Below are 14,915 nucleotides of genomic sequence, written 5' to 3' on the forward strand. Positions count from 1 at the left end.
GGGAATGCGTCAACCGCCGCCACGGTGTTTTACGTCCGTCTCCGTCCCCCCGCAGGTCAGTGACAGCCGGCCCGAAATCCGCGGCCGTGGCGGCGCGCGCCGGGCGTGATCATCCTCCTGCTCCGCGGGGCGACGCGGCAGCAGCAGCCGCACCCGCTTCATCACGCCGCACGCCGTGGCGCGACCGGCGCCATCCAGAACGGCAGACGCTGGTGCCCGAGCATCGCCTCGGGCGACACGCGTTCCGCCACCACCGCGAACCGGTCGCCATCGACCAGCACCTCGGGCACCAGCGCGCGGCAATTGTAGGTCGACGCCATCGTCGCGCCATAGGCCCCGACCGTCTTGAACACCGCGAGATCCCCGGCACGCACGCAGTCGATCTCGCGCGCGGTCGCGAAGGTATCCCCGCTTTCGCAGACCGCGCCGGCAATGTTCGCGGTCATCCGTCCCCCCGTCGGCACGACGCTCGCGAAATCGTGGAACGCGTCGTACAGCGCGGGCCGTGCGAGGTCGTTCATCGCGGCGTCGACGATGACGAAAGGATGCGTCGCCCCCGGCTTGACCCAGGTCACCTCGGTCAGCAGCACGCCCGCCGCCGCCGCGATGAAGCGGCCCGGCTCGAACGTCAGCGTGACGCCCCAATCGCGCGTGACGCGCTCGACGATCGCTCCATAGGCTGCAACGCTCGGCACCGCGTCCGCAGGTGCATAGGCAACGCCGAGCCCGCCCCCCAGATCGACATGGTCGATCCGGTGCCCCGCCGCGCGCAGCGTCGCGATCAGCGTACCCACGCGCCGATAGGCAATTTCGAGCGGACCGAGGTCGCTCAACTGGCTGCCGATGTGGATCGCGATCCCACGCAGGTCGAGCCCATCCAAGGCCGCAAGCCGCGCGTAGATCGCGGGGGCATCCTGCCAGGCGACACCGAACTTGTTCTGCTTGCGTCCGGTGGAGATCTTGGCGTGCGTCCCGGCATCGACGTCCGGGTTGACGCGCAGCACTGCGGCCGCGCGGATCCCGCGTGCCAAGGCGAGCGCGGCGAGCATCTGCCCCTCCTCCTCCAGCTCAAGGTTGAACTGGCCGATCCCGGCATCCAGCGCGGCGGCGAGTTCGTGGCGAGTCTTGCCGACCCCTGAATAGACGATCGCGGCGGCGGGCATTCCGGCCGCGAGCGCGTGGAGCATCTCGCCGCCCGAGACGATATCGGCGCCATAGCCCTCCGCCGCGAGCAGCCGCAGCACCGCCAGATTGGGGTTGGCCTTGACCGCAAACGCCAGCCGCTTGCGCGGAACGCCGGCGAGCGCCGCAGAAAACGCGCGCGCAGCGGCCCGCATTGCGGCACTCGAATAGACATAGGCCGGTGTGCCAACCGCCCGCGCGATGACCGGCAGCGGAACGCCCTCGGCATGGAGCACGCCGTCGTGCAGCGCGAACGGCTCCGCGGGCCGACTTGGTTTATCCACGGCGCCCGTCCATCCGGCGGGACCGGCGTGCATGAATCGACTGGGGCAGGCTGCGGTGGCGGCTGCGCTCGACCCGGAAGGCGGCGGGAACGCGCTTGCCCTGCACGACCAGCACGAACCCGAACAGCGCGAGGAGGAACCCGGCCAGTCCCGGCACCGAGCTTTCCCCGAGCCGGCTGCTCACCCCGATCGCCGCCCCCGCGACGAACAGCGCAACCCCCAGGCTGCGCCACGCAATATCGCGCTGGGTCATGCCACCATCCCCAAGGCGCCGACGTCCGTGGGAGCGGGGTCCGCGATCAACGTCCGTCCAGCGCAAGCGACCGCGCGCTCCGCCGCGACGTCGCCCGACGGGCCGTGCCACAGCACGATATCGGCAGGCAGCGCGCATTCCGTCTCCAGCGCCGCGACGAGATCCCCCGTCTCGAACGCAATGCCAATGGCGGGATCGTGCAATCGTGCGGCCGTCACCCGCGCCCGCGCGACGTCGCGCGGCGCGGTGTCGATCCCGCGTGCCTCGATCGCGGTGAAGCCGAGCGCGCGGGCATGACGCACCGCGCACAGCAACAGCGTACCGCGGCCGCAGTCGGCATCGACGATGCGCACACTCCGGCGGTTGCGCGCGCGCAGCGCGGACAGCGCGGCGGACACCGCCGACCAGCGCGGATCGCGCGACGGCGCGGAATGCCGCGCGAGCGACGTCCGACGCGGTCCTGGGACGGCGCGCGCGCGGACGGGCGCGGCGACGCAATGATCAGCCAGATGAGTCATGGAATTGTCCTGGAATATGAGGCGTGCCGGCGCGATCAGGCGGCGTGGCGCAGATGCTGCGCATTTTCCCACGGCTCGACCCGCGCGAACGAGATCGTCGGGACGAGCGGGGTTTCGACGCGCACGATGGTCGCGCCGCGGAGCGAATGGCCTTCGCTGCGCGCAAACGCCATCGCCGCGGCCTGCGAAATGAAGCGTCCCTCGAGGCGCCCGCCGCTATCCTGGACGAGCCAGTGTCCCGCGGTATCCTGCCCGACTTTCAGCACGCACGAGGGTTGGTCGGGCTCCGGATCGATGGTCGAAAGCATGGCACGGCTCCTGCGCCCGATCCTGCCGCGCCGCCGATGAAACCCGGCGGCCACGCGATCGGGCTGGCCTTCAGATAGGCCTGCCGCGCATTAAGGTTCGAGATCGATCCGGCGGGGTCGGCATAAAGACCCCGTATAGATCAGGCGGTCGTCAGCACGCCCTGGAACACCTGGTCGTCGAGCGCCTGCCCTGCCCCGATCGCGACGCAGGTCAGCGCGTTCTCGGCGACGATCACTGGCAGCCCGGTCGCCTCCGACAACACCGTGTCGAGCCCGGCGAGCAGGCTCCCGCCCCCGGTCATCACGATCCCGCGATCGAAAATGTCCGCCGCCAGTTCCGGCTCGGTCTTCTCGAGCGCGGAGAGCACCGCCTCGATCACCTGCCCGACCAGATCGGCGAGCGCTTGCGCGATCTCGGCCTGGTTGACGGTGATCTCGCTCGGCACGCCGTTGAGCAGGTCGCGTCCGCGCACGCGCATTTCCTTGCCGACGCCGTCCTCGGGCATCAGGGCGGTGCCGATCGCGAACTTGATCTGCTCGGCGGTCGCTTCGCCGATCATCAGATTGTGCTTGCGGCGAATGCTGGAGGCGATCGCATCGTCCATCCGGTCCCCGCCGACGCGGACCGAGGTGCTGTACGCCAGCCCGCGCAGCGACAGGATCGCGACTTCGGTCGTGCCGCCGCCGATATCCACCACCATCGCGCCGATCGGCTCGGCGACCGGGAGCCCCGCGCCGATCGCGGCGGCCATCGATTCCTCGATCAGATGGACCTTGCGCGCGCCCGCGTTCATCGTCGCCTGGCGGATCGCGCGGCGTTCGACCGGGGTCGCGCCCGACGGGATGCAGATGACGATCTCGGGCCCGCGCGACAGCCAGTTGCGCCCGCCGTTCACCTTCTCGATGAAATGCTTGATCATCTGTTCGGCGACATCGATGTCCGCGATCACACCGTCGCGCATCGGGCGGATCGTGCGGATCGCGTCCGGGGTCTTGCCGAGCATCAGCTTGGCCTCCGCGCCGATCGCGCGGACGCGCTGCACACCGTCGAGCGTCTCGAGCGCGACGACGGAGGGTTCGTTCAGGACGATCCCCTTTTCGCGCAGGTAGATGACGGTATTCACGGTGCCGAGGTCGATCGCCAGGTCGCTGGAGGAAGGTGACAACAGGCGAGACAAGCGCATGGGCATACAATCTTCAAAACGTCGGGAAGTACAGGCCCCCCGGAGCGAACGGAATGTCCTTCGCCGTGGTCCCCAGTACGCGGGCGGTCAAGCCCGTCTGCGTCAAAACGACCGTTGCCGGCGTTCCGTCGTCTTCGCCGGGCCGTTGGTCGCGACGATGCCACCGTTCATCCGACGGCGCAATCGGATCGGCCTCGTCTCAGCTGCGCAGCGGGGGGGGTACGGTCATGCACCCCAACGGATCGACGAACATTGGCACCCCGTGCGAGATGTTAGCGGACCTCCCAAACCATCGATCCTGCGCTCTTCCGCGATATTCCCCGATCCCTGTGTGTTAGGCAACTGGCACACTAATCGCATTGCCATCGGCAGCGCCCCGAATGGTCGGTGCGCAATGTCGATCGGGGCCTGCATGAAACATTTCGCACTGGTTGCCGCCGCAAGCGTGGCGCTGGCATGGTCTGCAACGGCGTCGGCCGCGCATCAGCGCAGGACTGTCACCGATGCCTACCGGGTCCAATACGCCGGAACGCGCGACGTCTATTGCCTCCGTGCGTTTGCCGATCCGGCGCCGGCCGATCCCACGCCGCGGAACGCTGGCGATCCTTGCCGCGCTCGCGCGACGTGGGCCCGGGACGGGATCCAGATCCACGATCCGCAGCGCGACCCGGTCGCGACGGTACGCCGCTGACGGCATCACGCCCGGGTCTCAGGCGGCGATCGCGTCGTCCTCCAGCAGCGCCAGGAACTGCGCCAGCGGGACCGGACGGCTGATGAAATAGCCCTGGATCACATCGCATCCGCAGGCCTTGAGGAACGCCAGGCAGTCGGCATCCTCGACGCCTTCGGCCACGACCTTGAGGCCGAGATCGTGCGCCAGTTCGATCGTCGAGCGGACGAGCACGCCGTCGTTGCGGTTGCGGTGCGCATGCTGGACAAAACTGCGATCGATCTTGAGCTCACTCAACGGCAGCTGGCGCAGGTAGGTCAGCGTCGATTGCCCGGTCCCGTAATCGTCCATCGACACTGCGATGCCGAGCGCACGATAACGTTCGAGCGCGGCGATCGCGCTGGCCGGATCCGACATGGCGGCGGACTCCGTCACTTCGAAGATCAGCGCCGTCGCGGGGACGCCCGACGTGCGCAGAATGTCCGCGACCGTGGCGTTGAACGCCGCATCCGACAACAGCTTGGCCGAGATATTGACCGCTGCGGTGATCGACCCGTGGCTCACGCGCCAGTCCGCCAGATCGCGCACCACGCTGCGCAGCACGTGCAGCGTCAGCGGCCCGATCCGGTTGGTCCGCTCGGCCAGCGGAATGAACGTGTCGGGGCCGATGAAACCGTGGTCGGGATGCCGCCACCGCACCAGTGCCTCGGTGCTGGTGATGCGGCCAAGCGCAAGGTGGTATTTGGGTTGATAGAACACCTCGACGTGCCCCGCCTCCAGCGCAGCGTCGAGATCGCCCATCAGCGAGATCGACCGTTCCAGGTCCTGGTCGTCGACCACGCTGTGCCGCCACAACACGCCCGCGCGCGACGCCGCGTCGGCCGCGAGCGCCGCATCAACCAGCAGGCGTTCGCGGCTGGCGCTCTGGCCGGTGGCGACCCCGATCGACACGGCAACGTCGACCCGGCGCCCAGCCACCTCGACCGGCTGGAGCAGAAGCGCGCGCAGACCATCGAGGCTATCGTCGACCGGTTCGCCGGACGGGAGCAGGAAGGCCAGGTGCCGGTCGGCCGTGCGATACAGCCGCTGCTCCTGAGCGATCAGCGCAAGCCGCTCGGACACGCGCAGGATGACGTCGCCAACGCGTTCCGACCCGAGCACCGCGAGCAGGCTGTCGTGATTGTCGAGCTGCGCCACCACCAGCGTGGTTGCCATGTCCTGCGCAACCGGCGCCAGCAACGATCGCGCATTGGGCAAGCCGGTCGATTCGTCGAACAGCCGCTGGGTGCGGAAACGGCCGGCGATCTCGCGCCCGCCACAGGCCGCACCGGTCAGCGCAACCATCGTGAGCGCCGCGCACAACGGATAGGTGACTTGCACCCAATGCTGCGCGATCAATACGATGGCAAGAATGCCCGCTAGCGCCGCGATCGTGCCGATCAGCAGGGTGATGCCGGAACGCAAACGCACGATCCCCAGCGCACTCAGCAGGGCCAGCGCGAAGGGCACGATCCACGATCCCCGCACGGGCACGCCGCGCAAGAGCGTCTCGGCGGCGATGGCCTGGACGATGACCCCGGGAATGACCCCCCATTGCGGGGTCGCATAGCGGTCGCCCATCTCGATCGCGGTCGCACCGATCAGGATGTTGCGGCCCCGCACCGCTTGCGGGTCGAACCGTCCGTCGCGGACATCGATGAAGCTCAGCCGCGGGATCGTTGCAGGATCGATCGCCATGTCGATCGGGAAATCCGCGCCCGCGGTTCCCGAGCGTTGCGCGATATAGGCCGATAGTGACGGGCGGGGCGTTCCCACCGTCATCGTCGCAAACGGCATGGATCGCACCTGCCCGTCCGGGTCGGGCGCGATGCTGACCGACGCCAGCGCGACGTGTGGCCGCAACGGCGCGATCGGCAGCGCATCGACGATACGGTCCTGCCGCGAGTTCGCCGACTGACCGAACGTGGGGAGCGCGACCTTACCGTCAGCCCGGGCCAGCGCCGCGGCGAGCGCCTGGTCACCGGCAGCGTCCGATGCGGAGGAAAAGTCGACGTCGAACACGATCGAGCTCGCGCCCGCTGCGCGCAAATGGTCGACCACGGCGGCATAATTGGCGCGCGACCACGGCCAGCGCTTGATCGCCGCGGCGCTCTGCGCATCCATCTCGACCACCAGCACGCGGCCGCTCGCCGCGCGGTGGACCACGCCGAAACGCGCGGACGACAGGATCCGGTCGAACGCCGCGCCCGTCGGGCTGAACGCCAGAACGATTCCCACGAGCAGGACGACTGCCAGGATCACCGCGCTCGACCAGCGCCGCCCCTCCCGCACGAGCACGCGTTGCATCAGAACACCCGGGACAGTCGAAAGGACAGGCGCGGATTGCGGTTGCCGGTATCGAACCGGTCTGCGTTGAGCGGGAACGCCAGTTCGACCATCCCGTCGACGCGTCCACGACCGAGCCGCAGCCCCGTCGCCGTCGACAGCAGGGCGCCCCCGCCCCGCCCATCGCGCAGGTTGCCGACATAGCCGCCATCGATCGATCCGTAGAACTGCAACCGGTCGATGATACCGGGCAGCACCGCACCGGCATCCGCCCGAAGCTCCCCCGCCCCAAGGATCCCGTCGTCCCCGGTGCGCTCCGCATAGTCATAGGCACGCCCGAACGCAGGGCCGCCCGCCCCGATCTCCATCGTGGCAAGCAACGGACGCGACGCGAGTTGCGCTTCGGACGACAGGACAAGGCTGATGTGCCGGGCCAGCGGCCTGGCCCAGTCGAGCGCATAGCCCCAGGTGACGAAGCGGGCATCGCCGTCGCTTCGCGACGTTCGCGCATCGCCTTCGTGCGTCACGCCGGGGATCGGCAAGCCGACCACCATCGCCACTTCGCCGGTCAGCACGCCCCCGCCCGCAGCGGTCGAGCCGTTCACCGAACCCGTCAGCGTTGCCAGCCGGTCGTTGCGGAACGCGCTGCCGAGCAAGGTCTGGTCACTCCGCAATCCGCGAAACTCGACGTTCGCCCAAAGACTGCGCGTCCGGCTTCGCACCAGCGGCGTGGATGCGCGCACCGCCGCATCGATGCTTTCCCCCACGACGTTCAGCGCGGAAAGCGCCGCCCCGGGGTTGGCGCGGCCATAGGAGGCGGAGGCGGACAGCACGTTGCCGTCCGCATCCACCGGCGCGCTGTAGCGCGCCCGCACGAAGACGAATTCGGACGGCTGAAACGGCGTCTGCGACGACAGCAGGCCCAGTTCGTCGCCCGGCTGAAACACGCCGCGCGCGTTTGCCAGCAGCGTCGTCCGGATCGGGCCGATCTCCTTGCTGCCGCGATTGTCGACTTGCGCATAGGCGCTCAGACGGTCCTCCGCGATCGTCACCAGCAGGATCCCGAAGCCGTCCTGTCGAATGAGCTGGCTGGTCTTGACCGACACCCCGGGAATATCGCCGACGAGCAGGATCGCGCGCTCCAGGGCTTCGCGCCGCACCGGCTGCCCGGTCACCAGCGCCCGCGTCAGGATCCGGTCGGCAAGTGCGTTGACCGCGCCGATCACGCGGACCGCCGAGATGGTGCCGGCGTCCAGGCGGACGTGCAGAACGCCGCTGGCGAGAGCCTGTGGGGCGACATATGCGCTCGCGAACGGAAACCCAGCCTTGCGCGCCGAATCGGCAACCGCGCGGGACAACGCGGCGAGATCGTCGCGCGCCAGATTCCGCCCGATATACGGCACGATCGCGGAACTGAACGCGCTGCGCGGGACCTCCGGCGCACCATCCACGACGATCGCGGCCGCGACCCATGGCGCGGCCTCGAGCGGCGGCGCGGCATGTGCCGCGGGGCCGGTGATGATGGGTGTTTCGGGGGCGCTCTCGGGTTGACCGGGCCGTGGCAACGCCCGCTCGAGGATCGACGGGTCCGCCTGATTCAGCCGTGTCTGCGCCTGGGCCACCGCCCCCGGCCACACGACGGCCGTCACGCCAACAAATCCGCAAGCTGCCCCAAAACGCATTCGAAATCCTTCTCTGATCCCCCGTCGATATCGGCCAAGCCTTTGCAAAAGGTTGATTTCTAAAAGGGATAACGCCGGATTCACCGCATTTTTGAACGCAATCGCAAAGCTCTGCGTCGTTATCGGACGGTGTCAAAGGTCTGGTTGGAGTGACGTGTGCGCAAGCGATTGATCGCGATTTTGGTGGCGGGTTGCTCGTCCGCAGCGCTGGCCGGGGAACCCGGCTGGACCGTCAGCGAAACCAGTGGCCCGGTGCAGATCGGGCATGGCGGTTTGTCTAAGATCGCGACGCGTGGTCTGTCGATCGGTGCGGGCGACACGGTGACGACCGGGCCCGGCGGCCGTGCCGTCCTCGTCCGCGGGACCGAATATATGATGGTCGCCGCCCGCTCGCAGTTGCGCCTGCCCGAAGCGGTGCAGGCCAACGGCTTTACGCAGATGGTCGAGGATTTCGGCAACGTCGTCTTCATGATCAAGAAAAAGATGACGCCGCATTTCGAGGTGAAGACGCCGTATCTCGCCGCCGTCGTCAAAGGCACGACCTTCTCGGTTGGCGTCACGTCGGCCGGGGCATCGGTCCAGGTGCTGGAAGGCGCGGTCGACGTTGCGACCAGGGATGGCGGCGCACACGACCTGTTGAAGCCCGGCTCGGTCGCGATGGTGGGCGCGGGCGACCGTTACCGGATGCGTGTCGAAGGGAATGGCGCGGCCCGGGTGATCGTCTCCCCCGCGGCCCCCGCCGCCGTCACGCCGACCGCCCCCGCAACCGCACCCGCCGCCGAAAACGGATCCGCCGCGCCGGCCGCAGCGCCGAGCGCCGCCGCCGCGACCGTGGTGGAAACCGCGCCGGTGATCGCCGCTGCCGTCTATGAGGCGCCGGTATCGCTCGCAACCGTGACCGGCGGGCTGGTCAACGGCACGATCGGTGGCCAGGCCGCGGCGACCGACCTTGCCGAATTGGCCAGCGCAACCCGGATCGCGACCGAAGGGTCGACCACGACCGTCAAGGCGGTGGAAACCGCCAACCGCGCGATCGCGGCGGAGGACGCGCGCGACCAGGCCAACGCCGCCGCGCAACGCCAACGCGACGCAACGATCGCCGCGACACAGGCCAAGGCCGATGCCGACAAGGCGGCCGTCGATGCCGCCTCTGCCGCGCAGCGCGCGGCGGAGGCTTCGGCCCGCGCCACCGCGGACAAGGCGACCAGCATGGCCGATGCGGCGTCGTCCAAGGCACTCGCCGACCAGGCCGCACGCGACGCCGCGGCAGCGGCGGACCAGGCCGCGCGTGCGGACGCCGACCGGGTCGCCAAGGCGGCGATCCAGGCGCAAGCGCAGGCGGCCGCCGCCGCCGCCGCTCGCCTGTCGGACGAGGTCACCCGCGCCGCCGCCGATCGATCGGCGCAGGACAGCGCCACTGCGGCTGCCACCGCCGCGGCCGCCGCAAGCACCCTGGCCGACGCGCAAAAGGCAGCCGACGCCGCGGTTGCGGCGGACGCCGAACGCGCCAGCAAGCAGGCCGAAAAGGCCGCGGCCCAGGCGGCATCGGACAAGGCGGCAAGCGACGCCGCCAAGGCCGCGCGCGATGCAGCGAGCGCCCCGTCCGATGCAGCGGCGCAGGCTGCGGCGGATCAGGCCGCGCGCGACGCGGCCAAGGCGGCCGACGACGCCACCAAGGCCGCCGCAGACGCCGCGCGCGCGGATTCGGACAAGGTCGCGAAGGATGCGGCGAAGGCCGTCGCCGACCAGGCCGCCGCCGCATCGAAGGCCGCGGAGCAAGCCGCCAAGGATGCCGCCGACAAGGCCGCGAGCAACGCGGCCGCCGTGGCGGCACAGGCGTCCAAGGCGGCGAACGACGCTGCCCAGGTCGCGGCCAAGGCCGCCGCCGATGCCGCACAAGCCGATGTGGACAAGGCGGCCAAGGACTCCGCGAAGGCCGCCTCGGACAAGGCCGCCGAAAAGGCTGCGAAGGACGCGGCAAAGGCCCAGCAGGACGCCGCCAAGGCCGCCAGCGATCAGGCCGCGAAGGCCGCCGATGACGGCGCCAAGGCGGCGGCCAAGGACGCCGCGAAAGCCGCCGCCGACCTTGCCAAGCAACAGGAACAAGCGGCGCAGGCCGCAAAGGCGACCGCGGATGCCGCGGCGGCTGCGGCCGCCAATGCCGCCAAGACCGTCGTCGACGCCGTCTCGCAGGCGGCGCAGGGTCTGCTCAAGGGCAATGGCAAGGGCCTTGCGCTCGGGTTGTTCAAATGACCCGGGACGACGCGGGGCGGATGCGAGCGATCTCCCCGCGTCACCCTAGACGACGTGCGGGTCGCCCCATCGATTGAGGCCGGGCCGTTCGGGATCGGGTGCCGGGCACCGTTCAGTGGGGAGAAACGCCTTCTTCTCCACCGCGCAACTGCACAGCCCGCACATCTTGCCCCCTCTGCCCGCCACGGCCTTTTGCAGGATCTGGCCCGGCTCGGCGAGGTGCGGACATCGCCGGCATGCCGCGACGCGCGCCTCCAGCGTCGGCACGTCGACCGGTCGGAACCCCACGGCGGCCCATCGCGCGATCGCCGAGCTCAGGTGCCGGATCGCGACACCGGTCGCCGGGGCGGTCCATTTGGGAAGCGCTCCGGTTACCGTCGCCATCATGGATCGTACGGCGGACGCGTCGTCACGGACGGCCATCATCCGATTCAGGAACAGCGGATCGGCAGCGGCCCGTTCCACCACGGTGTCCGCAATGTCAGGAAGATCGAGGATCCGCTTCAGCGCGGCGGAAAGCATCGCCAAGTCGGACGCGCGATCTTCCTGCACGAAACCGGCCCTCAAACGTCGACCAGGATCGTTTGCTCCAGTTTCTCCTGGGTCAGACAGCCTTCGATGGCGTTGTTGAGCTGGCTGTTGATCGTGCTGCACGGAACGAACCAGGGACTGTCGGTACATTGGACCGACAGCGTCGATGCACCCGGATTATAGTTCCACGCAAAAGTAAAGCCGCTGACCGTTACACTACCGCTGTTGGTGTTGATGGTCACGCCGTGCGACGCGGCCGCGCTCTTGATGCATTGCCACGCTGACGCCGTGACATTGCCATATGATAGCATTGCACACGCTGACATGATGCGATCTCCGATCCTATAATTGATGTCGATTGATTTCGACACCGTCATGAGGTCTCAAAGGCACCATATGGTCAACACCATGGCATCAGATCGGATGCGACTGTTCTAGTTGCGGCTTCAAACGCGCCATTTGCTCGATATTGGAGCATTCCGTAGGCCGGCGACGCGGCGCCACGGCCGTGCGCTCGACGACGCCGCTTGGGCGAACGTCGTTCGGACCGTCGGCTGACCAGCCGCCAGCCGCGAGTCGGGGTGGAAGCGCCGGAACGCTCCCACCCGTCGTCTTCAGAAGTTGGCCGTGAAACCGACGGCGATGTTGCGTCCCAGCGAGTCGTACCGCTGCGGGATGGTGTTGCTGCGCGCGAGACTGATGTTGTACGAATCCGGTACGATCGGCGGAGTCTTGTCCAGCAGGTTGTTCGCGATCAGCCGCATCGAAAGCTTCTTCGTCACCGCGAAATTGAGCGCCAGATCGAAATAGCTGATCGGTGCCACGCGATAATAGCTGGTCAGGACCCGGTCGGCGGTGCCACCGATTGCGGGATCGCCGGAATTGTTGGCGTTGGTCAACGACCCGACGTAGCGCCAGTTGAACGACGCGGCGAAAACCTTGTCGAGCGTCGTGTAGGTGGTGCGCAGGCCGTGGCTCCACTTGGGGATCAACTGACCACAGCCATTGCCGTAATAGCCCGCGCAATTGCGCGACGGCTGCAGCGGGGAATCCTGACCGCCGGCGAACGTGGTCAGCGAGCCGTTGAAGCTCCAGTCGATCTTGCCGATGGTTTTCAGGGACAGCGAATATTGCGCCTGGAAATCATAGCCGCGCGCAATCGACGTGTAATAGTTGGTCGTGCCCTGCCGGATGAAGCCGGTAGTCGGATTGGAGGCCGCCGAGGAATAGAGCGTGCCGGTGCCGGGATTGCGCACGATGCCTTGGCAGAAGAACTGGTCGCCGCCCGAGCGCAGGCAACCATCGGTATAATAGCTGTAATCATTATAACCGAGCGAGTTGTCGATTTTGATCCGATACCGGTCGACCGAGAAGACCAGGCCGCGGACGAAGCGCGGCTTGACCACGATACCGTAGGTCTGGGTGTAGGCCGTCTCCGGCTCGGACGTGAACCCGCCCGAGCGGACCGTACAGGCGCTGGTGCCGTTCGGCGTGGTCCCGTTGGTGCAGAGCAACGTCTGGCTGCCGTACAGCGCGTCCGAGAGGCCGGTCGCGCGGCAGACGTCGCGCGAGGCGATCGGTGCGCCATAGGTGGTGCCGTTGGGACCATTGGTGACGGTGGGTGCGCAGAAATCCTGGAAGGAGCCCGAACCGCCAGAGGCAAAGTCGATGTTGGTGGCCTGGCGGATCTCGACCACGGTCGGCGCGCGCTGCGCCTTGTTGAACGACGCCCGGAAGGTCAGATCCTTGATCGGCGCATAGATGCCCTCCGCCTTCCAGGTGTTGAAGGTGCTGGAATTGCTGCTGTACTTCGAGATGCGATAGCCGCCGTTGACCTGCACCAGTTCGGCGAAGCGCTTGTGCTCGACCAGCGGGACCTGCGCCTCGATATTGCCTTCCCAGACGTCCTGGCTGAGGAAGGAATCGTTGCCGCCGAGCGCAGCGCGATAGGCACTGTCGGCGCTCGATTTCAGCGTGTCCTTGCGATACTCGGCACCGAGCGCAATCGCGACGCCCTGGTCGGCGAACGGCGATGTGATGCCATATTTGCCGAGATCACCGCTGACGTTGGCAAGGACGTCGTACAGCGTGCCGGTGGTGACCGACGTGCCGGTACCGAACAGATAGTTGATCAGCGCGGGATCGGTGTTGCCCGCGCTGAAGGCGTCGAAGGGCACGCAGGCAGGATCGCTCGTTCCGGCACAGGTCGGCGCGGCGCGCGTCCCGGCGACGTTGATCGCATTCTGCAGGTTGGTCGCGTTGACGAAGCTCGGCGTGTAATCCTGATGATTGCGGGCATAGACGCCGCCCAGATCATAGGTCCACGCCGAGCCGATCTTGCCGCGGACGCCGCCGGTCAGACGGACGCCGGTGTTGACGTACGTGTCCGGCCGGTCCGTATTCTCGCCCAGGCGATAGTTCAGGCCGATCGGGACGCTCGTGGTACCCGCGCCGCAGCCGATTGCCGTGGCCTGCGTGCCCGACAGGAACGGATTGTTGCAGTTGACCTGCACCGTTCCGCTCGCGATCGTGGGATAATTGTTATACGATTTGTCGCGGAACCAGATGCCCGAGGCGTAGAGTTCGACATGCGGCGCGACGTCGTAGCTGACGAAGCCGCCGGCGTTCACCCGCTCGGACGGGCGCTGGTAGGCGTAGCCGCTGAAATAGTTGGACGCGTTGCCGACCCCTGCGCCAAACGGCACGAAGGTGCGCGTGCCGTTCGGATTGTTGACATATTGCGCGCCTTGCGTGGCACCGGTCTGCGACGTGATCAGGCCGCTGGTCGAGCTGCTCGGCGTCAGGCCGCAGGACAGCGGACCGTTGGCCTGCAACTGGGTGATGTAGCAGCCCGAGTTCGAGCGGTCGGTCAGCCCGACTTCGTCGGTCTTGCGGTAATTGACGAAGCCGTTGATCCGCAGAGCGCCATCGAACAGCTTCTTTCCGACGGTCAGGGTAACGTCACCACGTCCACCGTCGTTGATCAGGCCGCGTGGGCTGGAGAAGCCCGCCGCGCGCGCCAGCGGCGAAACCACCGTGTCCTTGTTCTCGTGGTTGTAGAAATTGTAGTTGCCGTCGATCTGCACCCCTTCGAAGTCCTTGCGGAGAACGAAGTTGACGACACCCGCGATCGCGTCCGATCCGTAGACCGACGAGGCACCGCCGGTCAGCACGTCGACCCGCTCCAGCAACGAGGGCGGGATGATGCCGACGTCCTGGCCGTTCTGCGTCCCGAGCCGCTTGCCATCGATCAGCACCAGCGTGCGTTCGAACCCCAGGCTGCGCAGCTTGATCCGCTGGCGGCCATCGGAATCATTATAGGTCTGCTGGCTGTCCGGCGCGACCTGCGGGAGGCGGTTGAGCACGTCCTCGACGTTGGTCGGTGCCTGGGCCTTGATGTCCTGCGCCGTGACCGACGTGATCGGCGCGGCCGATGCCATGTTGGGACGGGTGATGCGCGTACCGGTTACCGTGATATCGCCATCGTTTGCCGCAGGTGCCGGCCGGCCGGCGATGATGTTCGCCTTGGTTTCCGTGGCGACGCTCGGATCGGCCGCGGCATCGGGCGTACTGGTCGTGGGCGCCTGCACCGCCGCGGCCGGATCCGCCTGTTGCGCATGGGCCGGAACCGCGAAGGCGAGCGCAACGCCCATGGCGGTTACTGAAACGGAATTCTTGAACGGCATAAATTATCCCCGCCTGATGCAGACGCCCGCTTTTTGCGT

12 protein-coding genes are annotated in these 14,915 nt (G+C 67.8%); 2 read left to right on the forward strand and 10 right to left on the reverse strand.

Going from position 1 to position 14,915, the window contains the following annotated elements:
- Nucleotides 1–161: 161 nt before the first annotated feature.
- The 5 genes from lysA to L8K25_RS05185 form a co-directional block, all read right to left on the reverse strand.
- The gene (lysA, locus tag L8K25_RS05165; protein WP_242137803.1) at nucleotides 162–1,466 is read right to left on the reverse strand and encodes a diaminopimelate decarboxylase; all 1,305 of its coding nucleotides are present in this window, start codon (nucleotides 1,464–1,466) and stop codon (nucleotides 162–164) included.
- Nucleotides 1,459–1,719 (reverse strand): hypothetical protein, encoded by a 261-nt coding sequence (locus L8K25_RS05170; protein WP_242137804.1) that lies wholly within the window; start codon nucleotides 1,717–1,719, stop codon nucleotides 1,459–1,461. Before L8K25_RS05170 ends, lysA begins: the two co-directional genes overlap by 8 nt.
- Nucleotides 1,716–2,237, reverse strand: a complete 522-nt coding sequence (locus L8K25_RS05175; RefSeq protein WP_242137805.1) for an SAM-dependent methyltransferase — start codon at nucleotides 2,235–2,237, stop codon at nucleotides 1,716–1,718. Before L8K25_RS05175 ends, L8K25_RS05170 begins: the two co-directional genes overlap by 4 nt.
- Nucleotides 2,238–2,272: 35 nt before the next feature.
- Nucleotides 2,273–2,545, reverse strand: a complete 273-nt coding sequence (locus tag L8K25_RS05180) for a hypothetical protein (protein ID WP_242137806.1) — start codon at nucleotides 2,543–2,545, stop codon at nucleotides 2,273–2,275.
- A gap of 140 nt (nucleotides 2,546–2,685) precedes the next feature.
- Entirely contained in the window at nucleotides 2,686–3,729 is a 1,044-nt protein-coding gene (locus L8K25_RS05185) for a rod shape-determining protein (RefSeq protein ID WP_242137807.1), read from the reverse strand.
- A gap of 412 nt (nucleotides 3,730–4,141) precedes the next feature.
- Here L8K25_RS05185 and L8K25_RS05190 point away from each other — a divergent pair, with 412 nt between their 5' ends.
- Nucleotides 4,142–4,420 (forward strand): hypothetical protein, encoded by a 279-nt coding sequence (locus tag L8K25_RS05190; RefSeq protein ID WP_242137808.1) that lies wholly within the window; start codon nucleotides 4,142–4,144, stop codon nucleotides 4,418–4,420.
- 18 nt (nucleotides 4,421–4,438) lie between these two features.
- Here L8K25_RS05190 and L8K25_RS05195 read toward each other — a convergent pair whose 3' ends face one another.
- Complete coding sequence (locus L8K25_RS05195) at nucleotides 4,439–6,745, reverse strand: EAL domain-containing protein (RefSeq protein ID WP_242137809.1); 2,307 nt, start codon at nucleotides 6,743–6,745, stop codon at nucleotides 4,439–4,441.
- Nucleotides 6,745–8,373: a ShlB/FhaC/HecB family hemolysin secretion/activation protein gene (locus L8K25_RS05200; RefSeq protein ID WP_242137810.1), complete on the reverse strand. Its 1,629-nt coding sequence runs from the start codon at nucleotides 8,371–8,373 to the stop codon at nucleotides 6,745–6,747. The genes L8K25_RS05195 and L8K25_RS05200 overlap by 1 nt, the downstream gene beginning before the upstream one ends.
- A 189-nt stretch (nucleotides 8,374–8,562) precedes the next feature.
- Here L8K25_RS05200 and L8K25_RS05205 point away from each other — a divergent pair, with 189 nt between their 5' ends.
- Nucleotides 8,563–10,659, forward strand: coding sequence for a FecR family protein (locus L8K25_RS05205; protein ID WP_242137811.1), 2,097 nt, complete (start codon nucleotides 8,563–8,565; stop codon nucleotides 10,657–10,659).
- A 45-nt stretch (nucleotides 10,660–10,704) separates the two neighbouring features.
- Here the strand turns inward: L8K25_RS05205 and L8K25_RS05210 are convergent, their stop codons facing one another.
- The 3 genes from L8K25_RS05210 to L8K25_RS05220 form a co-directional block, all read right to left on the reverse strand.
- Nucleotides 10,705–11,181, reverse strand: coding sequence for a hypothetical protein (locus L8K25_RS05210; RefSeq protein WP_242137812.1), 477 nt, complete (start codon nucleotides 11,179–11,181; stop codon nucleotides 10,705–10,707).
- Nucleotides 11,182–11,222: 41 nt separating this feature from the next.
- Nucleotides 11,223–11,501 (reverse strand): hypothetical protein, encoded by a 279-nt coding sequence (locus L8K25_RS05215; protein ID WP_242137813.1) that lies wholly within the window; start codon nucleotides 11,499–11,501, stop codon nucleotides 11,223–11,225.
- 303 nt (nucleotides 11,502–11,804) lie between these two features.
- Complete coding sequence (locus tag L8K25_RS05220) at nucleotides 11,805–14,876, reverse strand: TonB-dependent receptor (protein WP_242137814.1); 3,072 nt, start codon at nucleotides 14,874–14,876, stop codon at nucleotides 11,805–11,807.
- Nucleotides 14,877–14,915: the final 39 nt, after the last annotated feature.

The sequence above is a fragment of the Sphingomonas sp. TREG-RG-20F-R18-01 genome (assembly GCF_022662475.1).
In the GTDB taxonomy this organism is placed as follows: domain Bacteria; phylum Pseudomonadota; class Alphaproteobacteria; order Sphingomonadales; family Sphingomonadaceae; genus Sphingomonas.

Bases quoted from the DNA above. Each gene is read 5' to 3' on its own strand.
- L8K25_RS05170 (WP_242137804.1), bottom strand. From the start codon at position 1,719: ATGACCCAGCGCGATATTGCGTGGCGCAGCCTGGGGGTTGCGCTGTTC.
- L8K25_RS05175 (WP_242137805.1), bottom strand. From the start codon at position 2,237: ATGACTCATCTGGCTGATCATTGCGTCGCCGCGCCCGTCCGCGCGCGC.
- L8K25_RS05180 (WP_242137806.1), bottom strand. From the start codon at position 2,545: ATGCTTTCGACCATCGATCCGGAGCCCGACCAACCCTCGTGCGTGCTG.
- L8K25_RS05185 (WP_242137807.1), bottom strand. From the start codon at position 3,729: ATGCGCTTGTCTCGCCTGTTGTCACCTTCCTCCAGCGACCTGGCGATC.
- L8K25_RS05190 (WP_242137808.1), top strand. From the start codon at position 4,142: ATGAAACATTTCGCACTGGTTGCCGCCGCAAGCGTGGCGCTGGCATGG.
- L8K25_RS05195 (WP_242137809.1), bottom strand. From the start codon at position 6,745: ATGCAACGCGTGCTCGTGCGGGAGGGGCGGCGCTGGTCGAGCGCGGTG.
- L8K25_RS05210 (WP_242137812.1), bottom strand. From the start codon at position 11,181: ATGCTTTCCGCCGCGCTGAAGCGGATCCTCGATCTTCCTGACATTGCG.
- L8K25_RS05215 (WP_242137813.1), bottom strand. From the start codon at position 11,501: ATGCTATCATATGGCAATGTCACGGCGTCAGCGTGGCAATGCATCAAG.
- L8K25_RS05220 (WP_242137814.1), bottom strand. From the start codon at position 14,876: ATGCCGTTCAAGAATTCCGTTTCAGTAACCGCCATGGGCGTTGCGCTC.